The sequence below is a fragment of the Eisenibacter elegans DSM 3317 genome (assembly GCF_000430505.1).
Taxonomy (GTDB): Bacteria; Bacteroidota; Bacteroidia; order Cytophagales; family Microscillaceae; genus Eisenibacter; species Eisenibacter elegans.
The window spans coordinates 31,157-48,639 of record NZ_KE387152.1 but is presented as its reverse complement, the minus strand read 5'-3'; the positions used below and the strand labels follow the sequence as shown (position 1 = coordinate 48,639).

14 protein-coding genes are annotated in these 17,483 nt (G+C 49.3%); 10 read left to right on the top strand and 4 right to left on the bottom strand.

The genetic code is table 11. The annotated features are described in order from the left end of the window. Positions 1-245 precede the first annotated feature (245 nt). The 5 genes from G499_RS19585 (at position 246) to G499_RS19575 (ending at position 7,247) form a co-directional block, all read left to right on the top strand. Positions 246-893, top strand: coding sequence for a lipoprotein signal peptidase (locus G499_RS19585; protein ID WP_051296163.1), 648 nt, complete (start codon positions 246-248; stop codon positions 891-893). A gap of 61 nt (positions 894-954) precedes the next feature. Next, positions 955-1,359 carry an STAS/SEC14 domain-containing protein gene (locus G499_RS0110475; protein WP_026999903.1) on the top strand — a complete coding sequence of 135 codons (405 nt, stop codon included), beginning with the start codon at positions 955-957 and terminating at the stop codon, positions 1,357-1,359. A 212-nt stretch (positions 1,360-1,571) separates the two neighbouring features. Further along, positions 1,572-4,334: a D-alanine--D-alanine ligase family protein gene (locus tag G499_RS0110470; RefSeq protein ID WP_026999902.1), complete on the top strand. Its 2,763-nt coding sequence runs from the start codon at positions 1,572-1,574 to the stop codon at positions 4,332-4,334. A gap of 6 nt (positions 4,335-4,340) precedes the next feature. Further along, on the top strand, positions 4,341-5,306 hold the full coding sequence (locus G499_RS19580) for a PASTA domain-containing protein (RefSeq protein WP_051296162.1): 966 nt from the start codon (positions 4,341-4,343) through the stop codon (positions 5,304-5,306). Between the two features lie 108 nt (positions 5,307-5,414). Continuing rightward, the gene (locus G499_RS19575) at positions 5,415-7,247 is read left to right on the top strand and encodes a T9SS type A sorting domain-containing protein (protein ID WP_161627734.1); all 1,833 of its coding nucleotides are present in this window, start codon (positions 5,415-5,417) and stop codon (positions 7,245-7,247) included. Here G499_RS19575 and G499_RS0110455 read toward each other — a convergent pair. The 4 genes from G499_RS0110455 to G499_RS19570 all read right to left on the bottom strand — a co-directional run bounded on the left by G499_RS0110455 (position 7,244) and on the right by G499_RS19570 (position 11,583). Continuing rightward, entirely contained in the window at positions 7,244-8,917 is a 1,674-nt protein-coding gene (locus G499_RS0110455) for an ABC transporter permease (RefSeq protein ID WP_051296160.1), read from the bottom strand. The genes G499_RS19575 and G499_RS0110455 overlap by 4 nt on opposite strands. A gap of 58 nt (positions 8,918-8,975) precedes the next feature. Beyond that, positions 8,976-9,827 (bottom strand): LEA/WHy family protein, encoded by an 852-nt coding sequence (locus tag G499_RS0110450; RefSeq protein WP_026999900.1) that lies wholly within the window; start codon positions 9,825-9,827, stop codon positions 8,976-8,978. A 180-nt stretch (positions 9,828-10,007) separates the two neighbouring features. Beyond that, on the bottom strand, positions 10,008-10,709 hold the full coding sequence (locus tag G499_RS0110445; RefSeq protein ID WP_154658405.1) for a hypothetical protein: 702 nt from the start codon (positions 10,707-10,709) through the stop codon (positions 10,008-10,010). A gap of 82 nt (positions 10,710-10,791) precedes the next feature. Next, positions 10,792-11,583, bottom strand: a complete 792-nt coding sequence (locus G499_RS19570; protein ID WP_026999898.1) for a tetratricopeptide repeat protein — start codon at positions 11,581-11,583, stop codon at positions 10,792-10,794. Between the two features lie 134 nt (positions 11,584-11,717). On the opposite strand from G499_RS19570, the gene G499_RS0110435 reads away from it, so the two are divergent. The 5 genes from G499_RS0110435 (at position 11,718) to G499_RS0110410 (ending at position 17,472) form a co-directional block, all read left to right on the top strand. Then, on the top strand, positions 11,718-12,863 hold the full coding sequence (locus tag G499_RS0110435) for an acyloxyacyl hydrolase (protein WP_026999897.1): 1,146 nt from the start codon (positions 11,718-11,720) through the stop codon (positions 12,861-12,863). Positions 12,864-13,080: 217 nt separating this feature from the next. Next, complete coding sequence (locus G499_RS0110430) at positions 13,081-13,743, top strand: GIN domain-containing protein (RefSeq protein ID WP_161627733.1); 663 nt, start codon at positions 13,081-13,083, stop codon at positions 13,741-13,743. Positions 13,744-13,921: 178 nt separating this feature from the next. Continuing rightward, positions 13,922-15,034 (top strand): alanine dehydrogenase, encoded by a 1,113-nt coding sequence (gene ald, locus G499_RS0110420; RefSeq protein WP_026999895.1) that lies wholly within the window; start codon positions 13,922-13,924, stop codon positions 15,032-15,034. 328 nt (positions 15,035-15,362) lie between these two features. Continuing rightward, positions 15,363-15,800, top strand: coding sequence for a MarR family winged helix-turn-helix transcriptional regulator (locus G499_RS0110415; RefSeq protein ID WP_035727250.1), 438 nt, complete (start codon positions 15,363-15,365; stop codon positions 15,798-15,800). 190 nt (positions 15,801-15,990) lie between these two features. Further along, positions 15,991-17,472, top strand: coding sequence for a TolC family protein (locus G499_RS0110410; protein WP_026999893.1), 1,482 nt, complete (start codon positions 15,991-15,993; stop codon positions 17,470-17,472). Positions 17,473-17,483: the final 11 nt, after the last annotated feature.

Here is a 17,483-nt window from a genome sequence, read left to right as displayed (position 1 = left end):
AAATATTGTTGGGTCAGGGTATGCCCTGCAAAAGCGCGGGGAATTTATAGGAAAGTCATGCTACTGGATATTTTCCAAATCACACTGTGGGTTAAGCCTCATGATGTTGTCCACAAAGAAGGCCTCAGCTTGCCTCGGGGCTTGAGCTCCGAGCTACTTTTCCAAAAATGTCCAGTGGCGTGTGGGAAGGGTGAAATCCTCAAAAGATTTCGTACTTTTGCCTGATATATCGAAATTAATCACACATGAAGTACTTACCTTATTATTTGCTAGCGCTGTTAGTGATTTTAATAGACCAAGGCAGCAAGCTTTGGGTGCATTTCAATATACCCATGGGGGATGCCGGAGAGATTAAGGTCTTGGGCAATTGGTTCAAAATCCACTACATCGAAAACCCGGGGATGGCCTTCGGGCTGGAGTTGGATTTTGTGTATGGTAAGCTGTTTTTGACGCTTTTCCGTTTGTTGGCTACCATTGGGATTGCCTTTTATCTCAAATATATCATTGACCAAAATTATCCCCGCTGGACTAGTGGCGCGCTGGCACTCATCTTGGCGGGCGCTGCCGGCAATGTGATTGACAGTACATTCTATGGTTGGGCCTTGGGCAATGCACCGGCAGATGCGCCTACGGTTTGGTTTCACGGCAAGGTCGTGGACATGATTTATGTCGATATCTGGAAAGGGTATCTGCCATCGTGGATTCCGCTGATCGGAGATCAATACTATGCCTTTTGGCCGATATTCAATATTGCAGACTCTTCTATCTTTGTGGGGGTGTTTGTGATTTTGTTTGCCTTTCTCTTCACTGATGTGTCTCAAGCGCTTCCCAACGGCAAAAGCAGCACAGAAAATAATACTGCGGCTTCGGAGGCCGCCGATATTCCCAACTGATTTGTGTATATTTACTCAATATACCTGCGATCAACATCAGAAAACTTTCTTTTTGGGGACTATGGCAACAAACCAACCGCAATACAGCCACACTCAATATGATGAGACTTTGGCACAGCTGACACACACTTGGGCTTCTCATCCTACTCTTGAGGATGAAGCGTTTGCGCAGGAGCTAGAGGCTTTACGACAAGGCTTAGGCTCACAGGCAGCCCATCGGCTGTTGCTCGAATGGAGTAACTGTAAACACATTCTCACTCCTGATAATCAAGATACGTTAGTCGAGTGGTTTGGACAGTTGACACAAGAGCATCCTATTCGCCGTATTGCAGTGGTGCTTTCGGTTGATTTTTTTGCCCAAGTTGCGCAGGAACAATTTATCGATGATTTCAAAAAAGCAATGCCGACTATCCCTATCGCTGCTTTTAAGGATGTGGCCGAAGCACAGGAGTGGTTGGGGGAATAACATACTTACAGAGATTATGGGATTATCTCTTGAACAAGAGCGGAACTTCGGCAACAATGTACCTAAGAAGCATACAATGCCCGAAGTACCTTGCCCTGAACTTATACCAAGATTCAATTGACTTGGGGATTGACAGGATTTGATTTTCTTGATACCCAAGGATTTTCAGTACATACACTTCCCAAACCAATTTTGATTGGGTTTATACATTTATGAAAGTAGGCATTTTCTTTGGCGGGCAGTCCCGCGAGCGTGAAGTATCTTTTGCCGGTGGACGCACCGTATATGACAACCTCGATAAACAGCTTTTTGAGCCTGTACCCATCTTTGTGGATAGCCTCGGGAATTTTATTTTGCTGGAATGGCCCTATGTGTATAAGGGGACTATCCGTGATTTTTACCCTCCGGTGGCCGAAATCCAACGATTGCGTGGCGAGGCGGGCAGCCGCTTTCAGATTTATCTCGAAAGCCTAGGGCAGCTCTCTGCCGCCGACTTAGAGGCTGTAGTGGCCAAGGTGGGGCGCCGGATATATCCACATGAGTTTGCCCAACTGATGGATGTGGCCTTTTTGGCGCTCCACGGGGGGTACGGTGAGGATGGCAACATCCAAGGTTTGCTCGAATGGTATGGAATTCCGTACACAGGCTCGGGTATTCTGCCTTCGGCCATTGGCATCAACAAAACAATCCAGGGACAGATTCTGAAGCAGGCGGGCTTCTTGCGCCCCAAGCAGCAGCTCATCAGCCGTGAAGAATGGCTGGCACAGCCCCACGACCAACGCGGCTTCTGGGCTACACAATTGGTACAACAGTCCGTGCAGTTTCCGGTAGTAGTCAAAGCCCCCAACCAAGGGTCTTCTATTGGTATCAGCATTGTGCGTGAGCAACAAGGTGCTGAAGCGCTGGCACAGGCCATAGACAAGGGCTTTTTTATCCAAACCATTGACCTCGCCCAATGGCGCAGCTTGAGTACTGTCGAAAAAGAGCGCTTCTTGTACCAATTTACGGACATCCGCGAGGGCTTGGGCTTTCCGGTGCGCTTACGACCTGACGCAGCCGATGCCACCGAGACGGTTCTGTACCACCCTCAAGAGTTGTATGCCCTGCTGGAGCAGTACCCGGGGCAGCAGCTAACGCTCGAAGCCGAGCAGCCCGAAACACAGGTATTGTTGGAGTCTTTTATCGAAGGAAAAGAGTTTTCGTGTATTGTAATTGAGCAAGAAGCGCACCAACCCCACGCCCCGCGTGTAGTGGCGTTGCCGCCTACCGAAATTCGTAAAACCCAATACCTTTTCGATTACCGCGCCAAATACTTGCCCGGCATCAGCCGCAAGATTACCCCGATAGAAACCACGCCCGAAAAAATAGCCGAAATACGGCAGGCTTGTGAACGGCTATTTCAGACGCTCCACTGCCAAGTATATGCGCGTATTGATGGGTTTTTGGACAATGAGGGCAATATCTACCTCAATGACCCCAATACGACCTCTGGGATGATGCCGGCTTCGTTTTTCTTCCATCAGGCAGCTGAAATAGGGCTGAACCCCTCGCAGTTTTTGACCTACCTCATCCGTACTTCGCTCAAAGCACGCCACCAAAACGGCAAGTTTGGCTTCCGAGCCCAAGCATTGCTCACACAGCTCGATGCACAAATCAACCTAGCACAAACCCAAGAGCTGGCCAAAATACGGGTGGCTGTGGTGATGGGTGGCTACTCCTCCGAGCGCCATATCTCGATGGAGAGCGGGCGAAATGTCTACGAAAAACTAGCCTCCTCGACCAAGTACGAGCCTTTCCCCGTGTTTTTGACAGGCTCCGACCAAGCGCACGAGCTGTATCATATTCCTATCAATATTATGTTGAAGGACAATGCCGACGATACCCGCGAAAAAATCAAACACCACGAAGCCGGTGTCTACCGTTTGGGGAGTGAGGTCTTGACCCAAATCATTGATGAAACTGCCGACCTGCGCCGCAAGTATGCCGGAAGCCCCTTGATGCATCCTAAAAAACTCAACTATGCGCAGCTGGCTGCGATGGCCGATGCCGTTTTCATCGCCCTACACGGCAGACCGGGTGAAGATGGGGCGCTCCAAGCCGAACTCGAAAAGGTAGGCCTCCCCTACAATGGCTCAGGTGTAAGCAGCTCACAGCTGACCATCAACAAGTACGAAACCAACAAACGCCTGCGCCAAGAGGGCATCGCCGTAGCAGGCCATACCTTGGTAGAGCGCCACGAATGGCAGGCCAACCCCGAAGCCTTGCTCGACCGACTCGAAGCGCAGTTTAGCTATCCACTCATCGCCAAACCTGCTGACGATGGCTGTAGCTCGGCAGTAAAAAAAATCACCTCTCGCCAAGCCTTGACGGCTTTTGCACAGATGATGTTCCGCCCAACACCGGAGTTTTTGCCCGAAGCAAGCACCACCCTGCGCCTCAAACCTAGTGAGGAGTTTCCTCAAAAAGAATATTTCTTGGTTGAGGAGTTGATTGATGCCAAGGGCGCACAACGCTTTCTTGAAATCACTTGCGGCCTGCTGACCCATCATCAGCCCGATGGCTCCCTGCGTTATGAAGTCTTATTACCCTCCGAAACACCTGCCCTTGGCGATGTACTCTCGCTGGAGGAAAAGTTTCTTGCCGGTGAAGGTCAAAACATCACCCCGGCACCCCTCGCTGCCGACCCTCAAGCCAACCAAGCCCTGCTGGCACAAGTACAACAACGTTTGGCTGAGGTAGCCCAAATACTCCAAATTGAGGGCTACGCCCGTATTGATGCTTTTGTGCGAGTGTATGACCAAAGCCGCGCCGAGGTTGTTGTGATTGAAATCAACTCCCTGCCCGGAATGACTCCGGCCACCGTCATTTTTCATCAAGCCGCACTGAATCAGTACAAACCCTACCAATTCATTGACGCAATTCTTACCTTTGCATTGGCCAAACAAAATCCAACCGCCCTCTCCGAAACACGATAATATACTATGGAAGCACCTAAGCGCCTTATTCTCGTCAAAGGCAACACAGTTTATGACCTCCTCATCCACTTAGGCATCATCGTCGTGGGTGCCTTTTTGTTCGTGCTGTTTTTCTTTAGCAGCTACCTGCCTTGGATTACAAGTTATGGCGAAAGCGTAACAGTACCCAACCTGATAGGAATGAGTGTCGACGAAGTAGCACAGGTAATGCGTGAGCGCCGGATGGTGTTTATTGTCAAAGACTCTACTTATAATAAGAACGTCAAGCCTTACACCGTTCTGAATCAATCGCCTGAGCCGGGCGCTACCGTCAAACAAGGCCGTAAGATTTATGTCATCGTAACGCCCTTCAACCCACCCAAAGTACGTATGCCTCAGCTCAAGGATGTGCCCTTTAGTGATGCCGAACGGATGTTGCGCAACCTTGACCTAGAGGTAGGCCGCGTAAAATACCGCCCCGATTACAGTACCAATGCCGTGTTAGAGCAATGGTGGAAAAGTAGCGAAATCAAAGCTGGTGATTCTATCCCCAAAGGCTCTAAGATAGACCTTGTAGTGGGCGATGGCCTCGGCGAGACGGAGTTCCCCGTGCCGAGCCTCGTAGGCCTGCCGCTCGACGAAGCCATTATGGTCATCAAAGGCAGCGACCTACAAGTAGGTACCATCAGCTACGAATACAACAGCAGCCGCGACATCGGCACGGTGTTGAGGCAAATCCCTGCTGTTCGTGCCGGGCGCTTGCCCAAAGGCATCATCCCGGGCAGCCCTGCCGATACCCGCCCCGTCAATATGATTCGCGCCGGACGCAGTGTGGATCTTTGGGTCTCGGGCAATGCCGCCCCCGGTGCTCGTGAAGATGACGACGAAGATGAAGACGACAACGTAGTGGGCACCAAAACCCTCGAACAACTCGAAGACATCCAAAAACGTAAGAAGGAAAAAGAAGATAAAAACAAGAAAAAAGACGAATAGTCTCCTCTTTGTGGGGTAGCAGCCTCTCATACCTATAGAGGCTGCTACCCCACAATTCACCATACACCACACCCGGGGGTGCTTGCACCGATGTGTTACTTCAAGCCTATGAATATCAAGCCTTTCATTCTCTGTTTGTTCTGCGGATACTTGTTGTTGGCTTCCTATTGGGCGCAAGCGCAGCTCATCCTTTCCCCCAACCATAGTACTTATACCGCCCCAGATGGGCGTTATGCTCCTCGAAGTACAGAAACACCGCTGAGCCTGCCTTTTTTTGATGATTTCTCAACCACCAGCCGCCTCCCTAACCCCGCTCATTGGCTGCCCAACGGGGGTACTTATATCAGCAACAATATCAGTATAGCTCCCCCAACCCTGAACGTAGCCGTTTTCGATGGAGCTGACGCACAAGGGCAGCCTTATGTATTCAATAACCCATTGGCCAATGGCCTTGCAGATCAGCTGGTTTCACGCCCCATAGACCTCAGCAGTATCCAAGCTTCTGATGATGTGTTCTTGAGTTTTTATTGGCAGGCCTTTGGCCTAGGCGAAGTACCGGATGGGGATGATTCTATCCGGCTACAGTTTAAGGACAATGCCGATATATGGCATACTGTATGGGTACAGCGGGGCAGTGGTGTTACCCAAGATTTTGCGCAGGTATTCATCCCGCTCAACAATAACCCTGCTTATTGGCACGCGCAGTTTCAGTTTCGATTCCAATCTTTTGGCCGTCTTTCTGGGCCTTTTGATCATTGGTTTGTCGATTATGTTTACCTAGACCGTAACCGCAGCGCCATCGACATCGCCCGCCTCGATGTGGCTACAGTACAAGCCCCTACCTCATTATTACGCCGCTATCGAGCAATGCCTGTGCGGCAATTCAACGCCCGCCCCACAGAGGAGCTAAGCGCGTTTGTGAATACTAGCCTCAACAACCTCAATAGTTTTTTCAATGTCATCAATTACCGCTGTACTATAGAGGATACCATTGCCAAAAGTAGTCCGGTAGAGATTCTGAATGAGTCGGTACTCATCAATGCCGGAGCGCGCAACATAGCTGTCCAAGCACCGCTCAGTGCCTCGCTGATTCCGCTCAATAACAACCCCAAAACACTCAAAACTAAATTCAGTGTCGTTACTGGTGACCCTGCGCTCTTTACACCCAACGACAGTATTGTCAGTTTTACCACCTTGGGCGACTACTATGCCTATGATGATGGCTCGGCAGAGTATGTTGTAGGGGTCAATCAGCGCTTGGCTCGTGTGGCCTATCGCTTTGTGCTCAATACGCCCGATACCCTGACCGCCATCCAAATCAATATTGTGCCTTTTGAGCGCTCGCTTATCGGCGAAACCTTTGTGTTGGCCGTATGGAGCCGGCTTGACAACCGCCCCGAGTCCTTGGTATCGGCGCGCAGCCTGCCCATCACATATTCCAACAGGGACGAGCTGACGACCTACACACTAGAACGGCCTATTCCGGTACAGGATACTATATTCATTGGCTGGCAACAAACCACAGACACCCGGCTGACCATAGGCTACGACAAGAATAACGACTCTGGAAATGATATTTTCTTTTTCTTAGACCGCAATTGGCAACAAAATACGGAGCTGCGGGGCAGTCTCTTACTACGGCCTGTTTTTGGAGAAGTCAATACACCTCCCATTACGGGGTTTGAGCCGGTAAGCCCACCCACTGACTGGCGCATTTATCCCAATCCCAGCAGTGGTAGCCTGACTGTAGAAGGCACTGATTTGCCCGAAAACCTACAACTCTACAGCCTCGATGGGCAACAAAAAGCAAGCTTTGCGCTGCCCCGTGACCAAGGCCTACACCGACTAACGCTACCTCGACTGCCTGATGGGATGTATTTGTTGAAGGGACGAAACAAGCAAGGCCGCACGATGTTCGAGAAGCTGATTATTCGCCACTAGATGTTGGCCTTCAGCAACCGGTTGATTAGAAAAATAGGCAGCACTCCCGTCAAGACAATGATTACTGCCGGAAGCCCACACTGCGTAATCAGCTCATCGGAGGCATACTGATAGGCTCTTGTAGCCAGTGTGTGGAAGTTGAAGGGTCGCAAAATCAAGGTCAGGGGCAGTTCTTTGAGTACATCCACAAACACCAACAGCCCCCCACCCAATAAGGCATTGCGCAACAAAGGAATATGAATCAACCACAAACGCAGGCCAGAGCCTATACGCAAGGCCTGTGCGGCCTCATCCAACCCCAAAGCAATGCGCTGAAAGCCTGCCTCGATGAAGTTGTATGATACAGCCAAATAACGTACCATATACGCATAGACCAACAAGAGCCAAGAGCCGGAAAGCAACAGCCCTATTTGCCAATCGAAATAACGCGCAGCCACAGCTATGAGCCATTTGTCTAGGCCGATGACCCAACTCATAATGCCGACAGCTATCACTGCCCCCGGCACAGCATAACCCAATACTGCTAACTGAGCCAAACCCTTGGCCCAGAGGTGTTTGCTCGTATGTGCCGCATAGACCAACAAGACTGTTACGAATACACAAACCAGCGCAGCCAACACGGCCAATGCGAAGCTATTCCAGAGGATACGCCCGAAGTCTTCGTTCCAAACTTTGGCGCCGGCAATCCAAGCCCAGTGCCCCAATTGAGCCATTGGCAACAAAAATCCTGCGGCCAGTGGCAGCATACACAGCGCCGGAATCAGCCATCGCCACCAGCCCGTTAGGCGGCTGCGCAACAAAGGGCGTGCAGCCACATTGCTGCTGTAGCGTGCTTTATTGCGTTGGTATCGCTCCAAGGCGATAATGGCTATCACGAAGAGCATCAACCACGCCGATAGGTTGAGTGCAGACTGAAGGTCTTCGAGCGCAAACCAAGCCCTAAAAATACCAGTAGTAAAGGCGCTTACCCCATAATATTTGACCGTTCCGTAATCGTTGAGTACTTCCATCAAGACCAACAGCAAGCCCCCCGCCATGGCCGGGCGCGCCGAGGGCAAGGCCACCCGCCAAAACAGGCGAAAGCCTGATACACCTAAACTCTTGCCTGCCTCTAGGAGGTTGCGCGATTGTAACAAGAAGGCCGTTCGGGCAGCCAAGTACACATAAGGAAACAACACCGCCGACATCACAAATATTGCCCCATAGAGATTCATCACCTGTATCCAACGAGATGCTACCCCCAAGCTCCTTAGCCCTGTATACAGCGCTCCGGTATAGTCAAAAATACCAGCATAGGCATAGGCTGCCAAATATGGCGGAATGGCCAGCGGTAGAATAAGCATCCACTCAAAGGCGCGCCGTCCCGGAAAATCATACACGCTTACCCACCAAGCCGTGGGGACAGCCCACAACAAAGACAGCAAGGCCGTGCCCAAGAGCAAAACCGAAGACTGGGCTATATAGCCCCAAAGCAGGTTTTCATAAATATGCTGCCAAACGGCTGACTTACTGCCCAAGAGCAGATGATAGGCAATCATCCCCACCGGAACCAAGCAAAGCACACCCAAAGCCAAAAGCACCAAAAGCCAAGGGCTGTAGGTTTTGCGAAATTGGTAATAAGGACGTAGCCAACCGGTAATGCCGGTGGTAGGATTGGTAAAAAATGTCATTGAGTGTCAAAATAGGTGTCTGTCGGCTTTATAGCCCTAGCTTAAATCAAGGGGCGGCTTACATCAATCGAATGTATGGCAAGGTCAGGTGATGTTTGATAGGCAGCTCAAATGTTTCTCCTTCAATATTGACCTTGCACATCCCCTCGGCGGCGAGCGTGGGCTTACCATCAAGGTATAGCTTGGGTAAAATCAAAACCAAGTTTTTGCTTTCAATAAAGACTTTTACGGATACCAAGGCGGTTTCACGCGATTTGATAATACGCCCCTGTGGCAAACGCCACTGAGTCAGCTTCGTATCAGTGTTGGGAATGTTGATGTCTACATTGACCTCATCAAGGCCTAGGTCAAAAGAATAGGGGTTTTCGATTTGGAGTAAGATGTTGAAATAAATCTGCTCTGTACCCAGCTGCGATTTGTAGTTTTTGATGCCCAGCTTTGTATCTAAGAGTACCTGCTTCATTGTTTGGGCTGTCAGCCGCTTCGGACTCATATAGTTTTGTTGGGTATAAGAAAAATTGTATGCTCCAAACCAAGTTTGCCATTGGTAGTTGCCTGTGAGGCCAACCAAGATACTGTCTTTATCAATGATTTCGGGGTAGATATGTGCTGCGTCTTTGAGGCTCAGCGAGGTCATCAAGGTAGTGGCTGTATTTTGCTCTGGGCTGAGTGCTAGTTTGCCTTTGCTCACAGAGTGCCCTAGTTTTAGTTTCTTGATTTCGATGTCAGTATCAATGTTATTGAGCGACACTGTAAATTTATTCGGATTGTAGACCTCTATTTGTACCTCCAAAAAAATAGAGTCGTTTTTGACATCCAACACCTTGACCGAATCGATGGCTACTACTTCGGGATATTGGTAGCAGGCGCTCAGGCTGAGCAGGCTCAAAAATAAAAGCAGTCTTTTCATACAGGCAAAAATAATAAGCTTTTTTGGTGAAACGGCATATTGCCCAAAATTCTATGATTGTCAGAGGTTTATTAAAAGTGGTATACTGGCACTATTCAAGGCTAAAGTTATATTTTAGATTGCTCACGAGGATACGAACACGGGCGGGGTATATTTTAGCTCGAAGAATAGCAGTTGGTTTTAGTAGATAATAAACCTTCCGATATTAAAGTCAAACTTATATGTTCGAACACGTTGCTCTGGGTGAGTATATTTTTGTATCACAAAAAACTCATAATCTATCTCCTGAAAAGCTATGTCTGCCACATAAATTGTTTCAAGCTGGCCGCCTACCTTGGGGCGTGGGCTTTTGAGCCACTGCTCTATCACAAAATGCCGGCTATAGCAGTCGTCGTTATCCTTGACAAATACATCATACTTCTCCATCTGCTCGCCGGTGTCGTTGCTGTCATAGTTGAGCACAAACAAGATGGTATATTGATTGATTTCTTTATAGATAATTCTCTTAACCTCCCAGCCAAGATACTGGCGTTGTAAGGACCCGTGCTCATCGACATACAAAACATAGTGTTCGTCTACTGAATTGCGATATACTACACAGAAGCAGCCTTTTTGTTCGTGTACAAAATATACCTCAGCCACAAAATCATCTTCCCACAAGATAATGCGCTTATACTCCTTGGTAAAGGGGTTGTACTCTTGATTAATGATTCCGACTACTTTTTGCTCTCGTATTAGCGCTTCCAATTGCGCATAATATACCGCACGTCGGGGGCTTTCGAGTGAAACCTGAAACATATTGATTTGCGCCTTTGCAAGCATTGGTGTACCGAAAAACAGCAAGGCCATCATCAAGGTACGCAACATATTGGGAAAAGACATTCTGGTAGTATTGTGGGTTTTGTGGCCTACAAAAATATAGCAAAAACAGCATATTTGTCGCATATTTTCTCTCATACGTGGGTCAGGGGCAATAGGTTTGTAAAGCCTCTTGGGCATCTAGGCTACCCAAAGCGGCGGCTTTTTGCCAAGCTTGGCAGGCCTGTAGGGGGGATTTCTGCCCCCAATAAGCATAGCCTTTCCCTAAATATGCTTGTGCATTTTGGTGGTCTTTGGTCAATACCTTGTCATAATCAGCCAGCGCATCTGTCCATTTTTTTTGGTCAAGATAAATTCCTGCCCGCAGCAGTAGCGCATCCGCATAATCAGGAACTAGGGCAAGGGCTTGATTGAGGTCAATCAGTGATGCCTTAGGTTTGTTGTATTGCTCAAAATACAGCAGCGCCCGGTTATAATAGGCCAAGGTGTAGGTTTCGTCCAATGCCAAGGCCGCAGTATAGGCTTGGTCTGCTTGTTTGAGTTTGTTAGTCTGCTCCAACAAAACCCCTTTCAACACAAGATATGTCGCTTTGGGGGCAATCGCCAAGGCTTGGTCAAGGTCTGCAAGGGCTATGGTGTATTGCCCCAACTGTGTATAGGCGCTTGCACGCTGGTAGTAGGTTTCGGCCTCAGGCGCTAGGCTCAGGGCTTGGTTGTAGTCGCTGATGGCCGCCGGATAATCTGACCACTCATAATACAACAGCCCCCTACGCGCATAAGCAGGGGCAAATGCGGTATCGGCAGCTAGTGCCTGATTGAGCTGCTGTAGGGCAACTTCCAACTGCCGATTTTCGTAAGCGCTGAGAGCTTCTTGGTAGTAGCCTTGGGCATCTTGGGCCCAAGCCTTGGGCAAAACCCCAGCCCAGAACCATAGCATTAGATATACCCAATCGAAATTAGTTTGGAAAATGTATGCTCTGAAAATCATTGATTATCAAGTGAATTCTTGAATCAAGTAAACCTTAGTATGTATTTGCCAGCGGCTTATCATCCGACAAACACACCAAAGATATGCAATCATCTTTTTTTTGGGGAGGAATATGGACGCTATTAGTGGGTAGTTTATCCCTATGGCATACACCACTGTATGCCCAACGCACAAAAATCATTCCTTATACACTAGAAGCGAGCCTTAGTCGAGGGTATCTTTGGAACTCTCAAGACAATGTTCGGCACCTGACTTCCCAAGCCCCAAGCGCTGTCCGCCTGGCGGCCTATCGTACAACTGATGGCAGCGCCGATTGGCACAGCAGCTATCGATACCCCAAGTTTGGGCTGCTGATGCAATATACCGACTACAATAACCCTACTCTGGGGCGTACCTTGGCGCTTATTCCGGTGATGGAATTTACTTGGGTTGAACGCCCAAAAAGCAGTCTGCACTTTCAGATAGGTTCGGGACTGTGTTATGCCGACAACCCTTTTGACCTAACTGATAATGAACAGAATACGATGCTGGGAGGCGCACTCAATGCTGCAATGATTTTTTCTATCACTTACCAACAACGGCTTTCCCAACAGTTGTCGTTGCGCCTAGGTACAGAGTTGGTGCATTACTCGAGTGGGGCATATCACCTACCCAATGCCGGTATGAATATGCATATGTTTACTGCCGGGCTGCGCTATCAGCCACCGCGCAACCCTCCGCTTGATCGCCCTGCCAAATCGAGCACTGATTTAAGTAAATCAAGCCCTTGGTTTGTACACACTGCCGCCATCGGCAGCGCTGTGTCGCGTACCGCTGGAGACCCCAAACGCTACGCTATTTTCAACCTGATGATTGGGGCTGGCAAACAACTGGGGCAACGTAGCTTGCTCACTACCGGCGTAGAATACTCACACAGTCAGTTGCACTATGCCGAGATGAACGCCCGCTATAACATCGGGGCTATCGAACAGTTATCGGATTTCAGGCGGGTGGCCTTGTTTGTCTCACACGATTGGCTGGTGGGGCCTTGGGCTCTCTACACTCAAGTTGGCTGGTATGTCTACCATCCTTTTGATGCGATAGACACGGCTTTGTACCAACGATTGGCTATCCGCTATTATCCCCCCAAAACAGGCTACCGATGGTTTGGGCACTTTGGTATCAAAACACACTATGGCGCCGCCGAAGCGATTGAGCTAGGGCTGGGATACCATTGGAAGAAGAGGTAGAAAATAGGTGGAGCGCTACCGCCACGCGCCTATGAGGTGAGGTTTCAATAAAATGTTATCTCGCTTACTTTCAGAGATATTACTACTTATTTTGGCCTAAATTATGATTGTTATGTATCTACATCGAATCCATAAACTATTAGTACCAAGCACATTTTTGCTTCTTTTGGGGCTTTGGGCAATTAGTGCCTGTAACCCCATTTCTTGTCTACAACCTTTGGGAGACCAATCGACCAGCGAGCGTACCCTGTTGCCATTCCATACGCTGCGCGCTATCGATGGTGTAGAGATTGTGTTGCGCAATGACAACGACCCTACTATCCACATCAGTGGCGCTCAAAACCTCCACAACAGGCTGGAAGCCGAGGTACAAAATGGCATCTTGACCCTCTCCGACAACAGTAGCTGCCGCCCCTTACGCCCCGGCCAAGGTAGCCGCCTACGGGTAAGCGTGGGCGCAAAAGACCTTGTCCGCATCGAACAATTAGGCTTTGCGCCCATCCTGACCCAAGACAGCGTGTTGTTCAGTCAGCCTAGAGTAGAGGTATACTGCGAAGGAACCGGCGATTTGGACTGGCATTTCGTGGCTCAGACCATCAACCTGCGCGCCAAAAGTGTGTCTCGTATTACTTGGCAAGGGCGTGTAGAGGAGTTGGAGATTTTTGTAAATCACGGGCTGGGTAAAATCTTTGCCCAATCACTCATTGCCCAACACTGCAACATCCTCCACGACTACTACAATGAGGTTCATCTCTACCCCATACGCAGCCTCTCTGCAACCATCCTCGAAAGCGGTACAGTGTATTATCACCATCGCCCCCAAGCCCTCCAAACCGACATACGCCGCAGCGGGCGTGTCATACCCGCGCCAGGTGTATAAGCCTACAAAATATGCCTTCAGGTTCTGTAATGGGCAAAAATGATCGGTGTGCAAAATTTTGTTTTGGGTTTTTTGTAGGCTTGCTTGTATTTAAGTTATCTTTGCGTAAACAAGCCAAGCCTTTGTAGTTGGCTTGCTCATTTTGTAGTAATCCCCCCTTAACAACAACAAGAATACTATGATTATTGGCGTACCAAAAGAAATTAAGAATAACGAAAACCGTGTGGCCCTGACACCAGCCGGAGTAGCAGAATTGAAGCGCTTCAACCACACGGTATACATTCAGTCTAGCGCCGGCGAAGGCAGCGGGTTTGTGAATGAGGAGTATATCCAAGCAGGTGCCGAAATTTTGGCTACTGCCGAAGAGGTTTACGCCAAAGCCGAGATGATTATCAAGGTAAAAGAGCCTATTGAGCAAGAATACGCCCTAATCCGCGAAGGACAATTGTTATTCACCTACTTCCACTTCGCCTCTTCTGAAGAATTGACCCGCGCTATGATTGAGCGCAAAGCTACTTGCTTGGCTTACGAAACCGTAACCAGTGCCGACGGCTCGCTGCCTCTCTTGATTCCGATGTCGGAAGTAGCCGGACGTATGGCCGTACAGCAAGGTGCCAAATACCTCGAAAAACCCAAAAAAGGCCGTGGAGTATTGCTCGGTGGCGTACCGGGAGTACGCGCCGGTAATGTCCTCATCCTCGGAGGCGGGATTGTAGGAACACAAGCCGCCAAAATGGCCGCCGGCTTGGGTGCTAATGTAACTATTATGGACATCAGCCTGCCACGCCTACGCCAATTGGCCGACATTATGCCTGCCAACGTACAGACAATTATGTCGAATAAGTTCAATATCGCCGAGGCCGTCCGCCAATCCGATCTCATCGTAGGCGCAGTACTTATCCCAGGTGCCAAAGCCCCACACCTCATCACCCGCGATATGCTCAAGACAATGCGCCCCGGTACGGTAGTCGTAGACGTGGCCGTAGACCAAGGCGGGTGTATCGAGACTTGTAAGCCTACCACTCACGAGAATCCCACCTATATCATCGACGATATCGTACACTATTGCGTAGCCAATATGCCCGGAGCTGTACCTTATACGTCTACCTTGGCGCTTACCAACGCGACCCTACCTTATGCCATCCAGTTGGCCAACAAAGGTTGGAAACAAGCTTGCCAAGATAATGTGGAGCTACGCGAAGGCCTCAATATCATCAACGGCAAGGTGGTATACCGCGCCGTAGCCGAAGCCTTTGAGCTGCCCTTCACTCCACTTGCTGAAGTGTTGTAGTATCGCTACCGCCAACAGTCTTTGCGCTGATGATGAGTCATCCCAGATTTTTGGGATGACTTTTTTTGATGTCCATTGTTTGCGCCTCACAAACGGCCAGAGATGCGCTTTTGAATAGTGTCTTACTAGCGCCTATAGAGACACAGACGTATGATTTTTCCCGAGCAACGTAGTTGCGGGAACATTGGTAGGTTATTTTTTGGATAATCCTTTACAGAAGCGCTCTTTTGAAGCTTTTGCAAAAAATCTAAAATTTGAGCCGCGTTGTTTGGTATTTTCTGAATGAGCTATTATCTTTGTAGTTGCATTAACAACTATTGCATTAACAATGAATTTCAGCGTAGAGGATTTACACGGTCTTTTGACAGGCCGCACCTCGGTGGCTATCAGCCGCCGCCTTTTGCACAACTTCAAAGCCCAAGGTCTGGACCTTAACCAAGAACAGTGGGCTGTGATGGTGGCACTTTGGGAAGAAGATGGGCAGATACAACAGGCGCTGGCCGAGAAAACATTCAAAGACAAGCCGAGCATCACCCGACTGCTCGATAAGCTCGAAAAACAGGCGCTCGTTGTTCGGCAGGATGATCCCAAAGACAGACGCATCAAGCGTATTCTACTGACAGACAAGGGCAAAGTCTTAGAAAAAGAAGCTACAGCGATGGCACAAAAAACACTCGATGAAGCTCTTATAGGCATTGACCCTGAGAAAATCCTCATCTGCCGGGAGGTGTTGTATCTAGTCTATCAGAACTTGCGCAAGGACTGAAGGCATACCCAGCGGCCTTAGGCTAGGGCTGATTTTAGACCAAGGCTCCCTCTATTAGAGGGTTTATATGGGGTTATTTTGTTGATTATCAAGGATTTATTACACATTCGCCTCCCTAATCAATTTTGATTTCCGTTATCGTATAGTTGTCTTATTAACCATTGTTTATACAACCTAAATTTTATATGCTATGAATGCTTTTTCAGGCCTCTCCAAGAGGCTGGCCTTTTGTAGTTTTGCGGCATTATCCCTCCTGTGTGGGAGTCATTGGCCTGTGCAGGCGCAGCAATCTCTCCACGATACCGAGCAGTGGTTGGTTTTGCAGGCGCTCCAGCACAACCTAAGTTTGCAGGCTCAGCATCACCTTCAACAACAAACCCACTTAGCACAACAGGCACTCCGCCAGCGCTATCTTCCACGTTTGGAGGCCGATGCCTTGTATGGCTATTTTCATACCCAAATAGAGGCCGATGCACCCACCCGTTATCTTCCTTTGGCCGATGCCCTACCAGAAGCCTTGATGCCTATCGGCTTAGGGATGGGTATTCCCGCCGGGACAAACTTGTTTGAAGGTGCATCCCACTTTACTACCTATGGGCACGCCGCCACTGCCGGCCTTACGGCCAAGATACTGTTGTTCAGTGGCCGACAAATCCCCTTAGCAAGCAAGACCCTAGTTCATAAAGACAAGGCCGAGCGCTATGCCTTAGCCGCTGCCGAACAAGCTCTTGCCGAAGAATTGTTGCAGCATTATGAGCAACTCTTGCTCTTACACAAAAGTAGGGTGCTCTTGGACGAAAGCCGCAAACGTCTCGAAAAAGAACAGCTGCGTGTCCAAAAGGCCATCACCCAAGGGCTGGCCACCCCCTACGAACGCAATAAGATTGAGGCTGCGCTACTACAGCTCGAAAGCAAGGAAAAAACCTATGAACACCAGCTCAGCTTATTGTCCCAAAAAATAAGTCTTTTGAGTGGGCTACCCGAAGCCCAAATTCCCATAGATACAGCCCAAATAGCGCCTTTATGGGCCAGTCCATTTGAAATACAGCTCGAAAACAGGGCCGAATGGCAAGCCCTCGAAGCCCAACAAGAGGCCTATCAAGCCAAGGTGCGGATGGCCAAAAATTTTTATCTACCCAAAATACAGGCTTTTGCCAGCTATCGCTACCTAGGAGTTTTTGGCCAAGGACTGCATACAGAGGCTATGCTACCCGGCGGGCAACAAGCCCCCATCAGCCTACACCTCGACAAGCTACAGGCTCGCCCTGCACTCCTAGTGGGTATAGGGTTAAAATGGACACTGTTTGACGGCCTAGAGGAAAAGCACCGCATCGAAAGTGCCAAAATAAACCAAGAAAGTCAGGCTCTTGAACGCCAATACAAACAACAACAGCTCACCTTGGCCTACGAAAAAGCCTGGCGCGAACATAGCTTAGCACAACAGCTGTTGACACTAAAAGCCAAAGAACTAGACATAAGCCAACACAACTACCTGACGGCCAGCGAAAGCTACCGTATTGGGCTGCTCTCTGTGAGCGAATGGCTCACCAGCGAACAAGAGTACCAACAGGCCTCATTGGCCTATCAGCAGGCTGTCATACAACAGAGAGCTGCCGCACGAAGCTATTGGCGTGCTGCTGGTTATGACCTCCAGCAAGCCTTTGATTTCTAAGACATTGAAAC

Excerpts from the sequence above, each read along its gene's own strand:
- G499_RS0110455 (WP_051296160.1), bottom strand. The coding sequence starts at position 8,917 with ATGACATTTTTTACCAATCCTACCACCGGCATTACCGGTTGGCTACGT.
- G499_RS19570 (WP_026999898.1), bottom strand. The coding sequence starts at position 11,583 with ATGCTATGGTTCTGGGCTGGGGTTTTGCCCAAGGCTTGGGCCCAAGAT.
- ald (WP_026999895.1), top strand. The coding sequence starts at position 13,922 with ATGATTATTGGCGTACCAAAAGAAATTAAGAATAACGAAAACCGTGTG.
- G499_RS19580 (WP_051296162.1), top strand. The coding sequence starts at position 4,341 with ATGGAAGCACCTAAGCGCCTTATTCTCGTCAAAGGCAACACAGTTTAT.
- G499_RS0110470 (WP_026999902.1), top strand. The coding sequence starts at position 1,572 with ATGAAAGTAGGCATTTTCTTTGGCGGGCAGTCCCGCGAGCGTGAAGTA.
- G499_RS0110410 (WP_026999893.1), top strand. The coding sequence starts at position 15,991 with ATGAATGCTTTTTCAGGCCTCTCCAAGAGGCTGGCCTTTTGTAGTTTT.
- G499_RS19575 (WP_161627734.1), top strand. The coding sequence starts at position 5,415 with ATGAATATCAAGCCTTTCATTCTCTGTTTGTTCTGCGGATACTTGTTG.
- G499_RS19585 (WP_051296163.1), top strand. The coding sequence starts at position 246 with ATGAAGTACTTACCTTATTATTTGCTAGCGCTGTTAGTGATTTTAATA.
- G499_RS0110475 (WP_026999903.1), top strand. The coding sequence starts at position 955 with ATGGCAACAAACCAACCGCAATACAGCCACACTCAATATGATGAGACT.
- G499_RS0110445 (WP_154658405.1), bottom strand. The coding sequence starts at position 10,709 with ATGTCTTTTCCCAATATGTTGCGTACCTTGATGATGGCCTTGCTGTTT.
- G499_RS0110435 (WP_026999897.1), top strand. The coding sequence starts at position 11,718 with ATGCAATCATCTTTTTTTTGGGGAGGAATATGGACGCTATTAGTGGGT.
- G499_RS0110450 (WP_026999900.1), bottom strand. The coding sequence starts at position 9,827 with ATGAAAAGACTGCTTTTATTTTTGAGCCTGCTCAGCCTGAGCGCCTGC.
- G499_RS0110415 (WP_035727250.1), top strand. The coding sequence starts at position 15,363 with ATGAATTTCAGCGTAGAGGATTTACACGGTCTTTTGACAGGCCGCACC.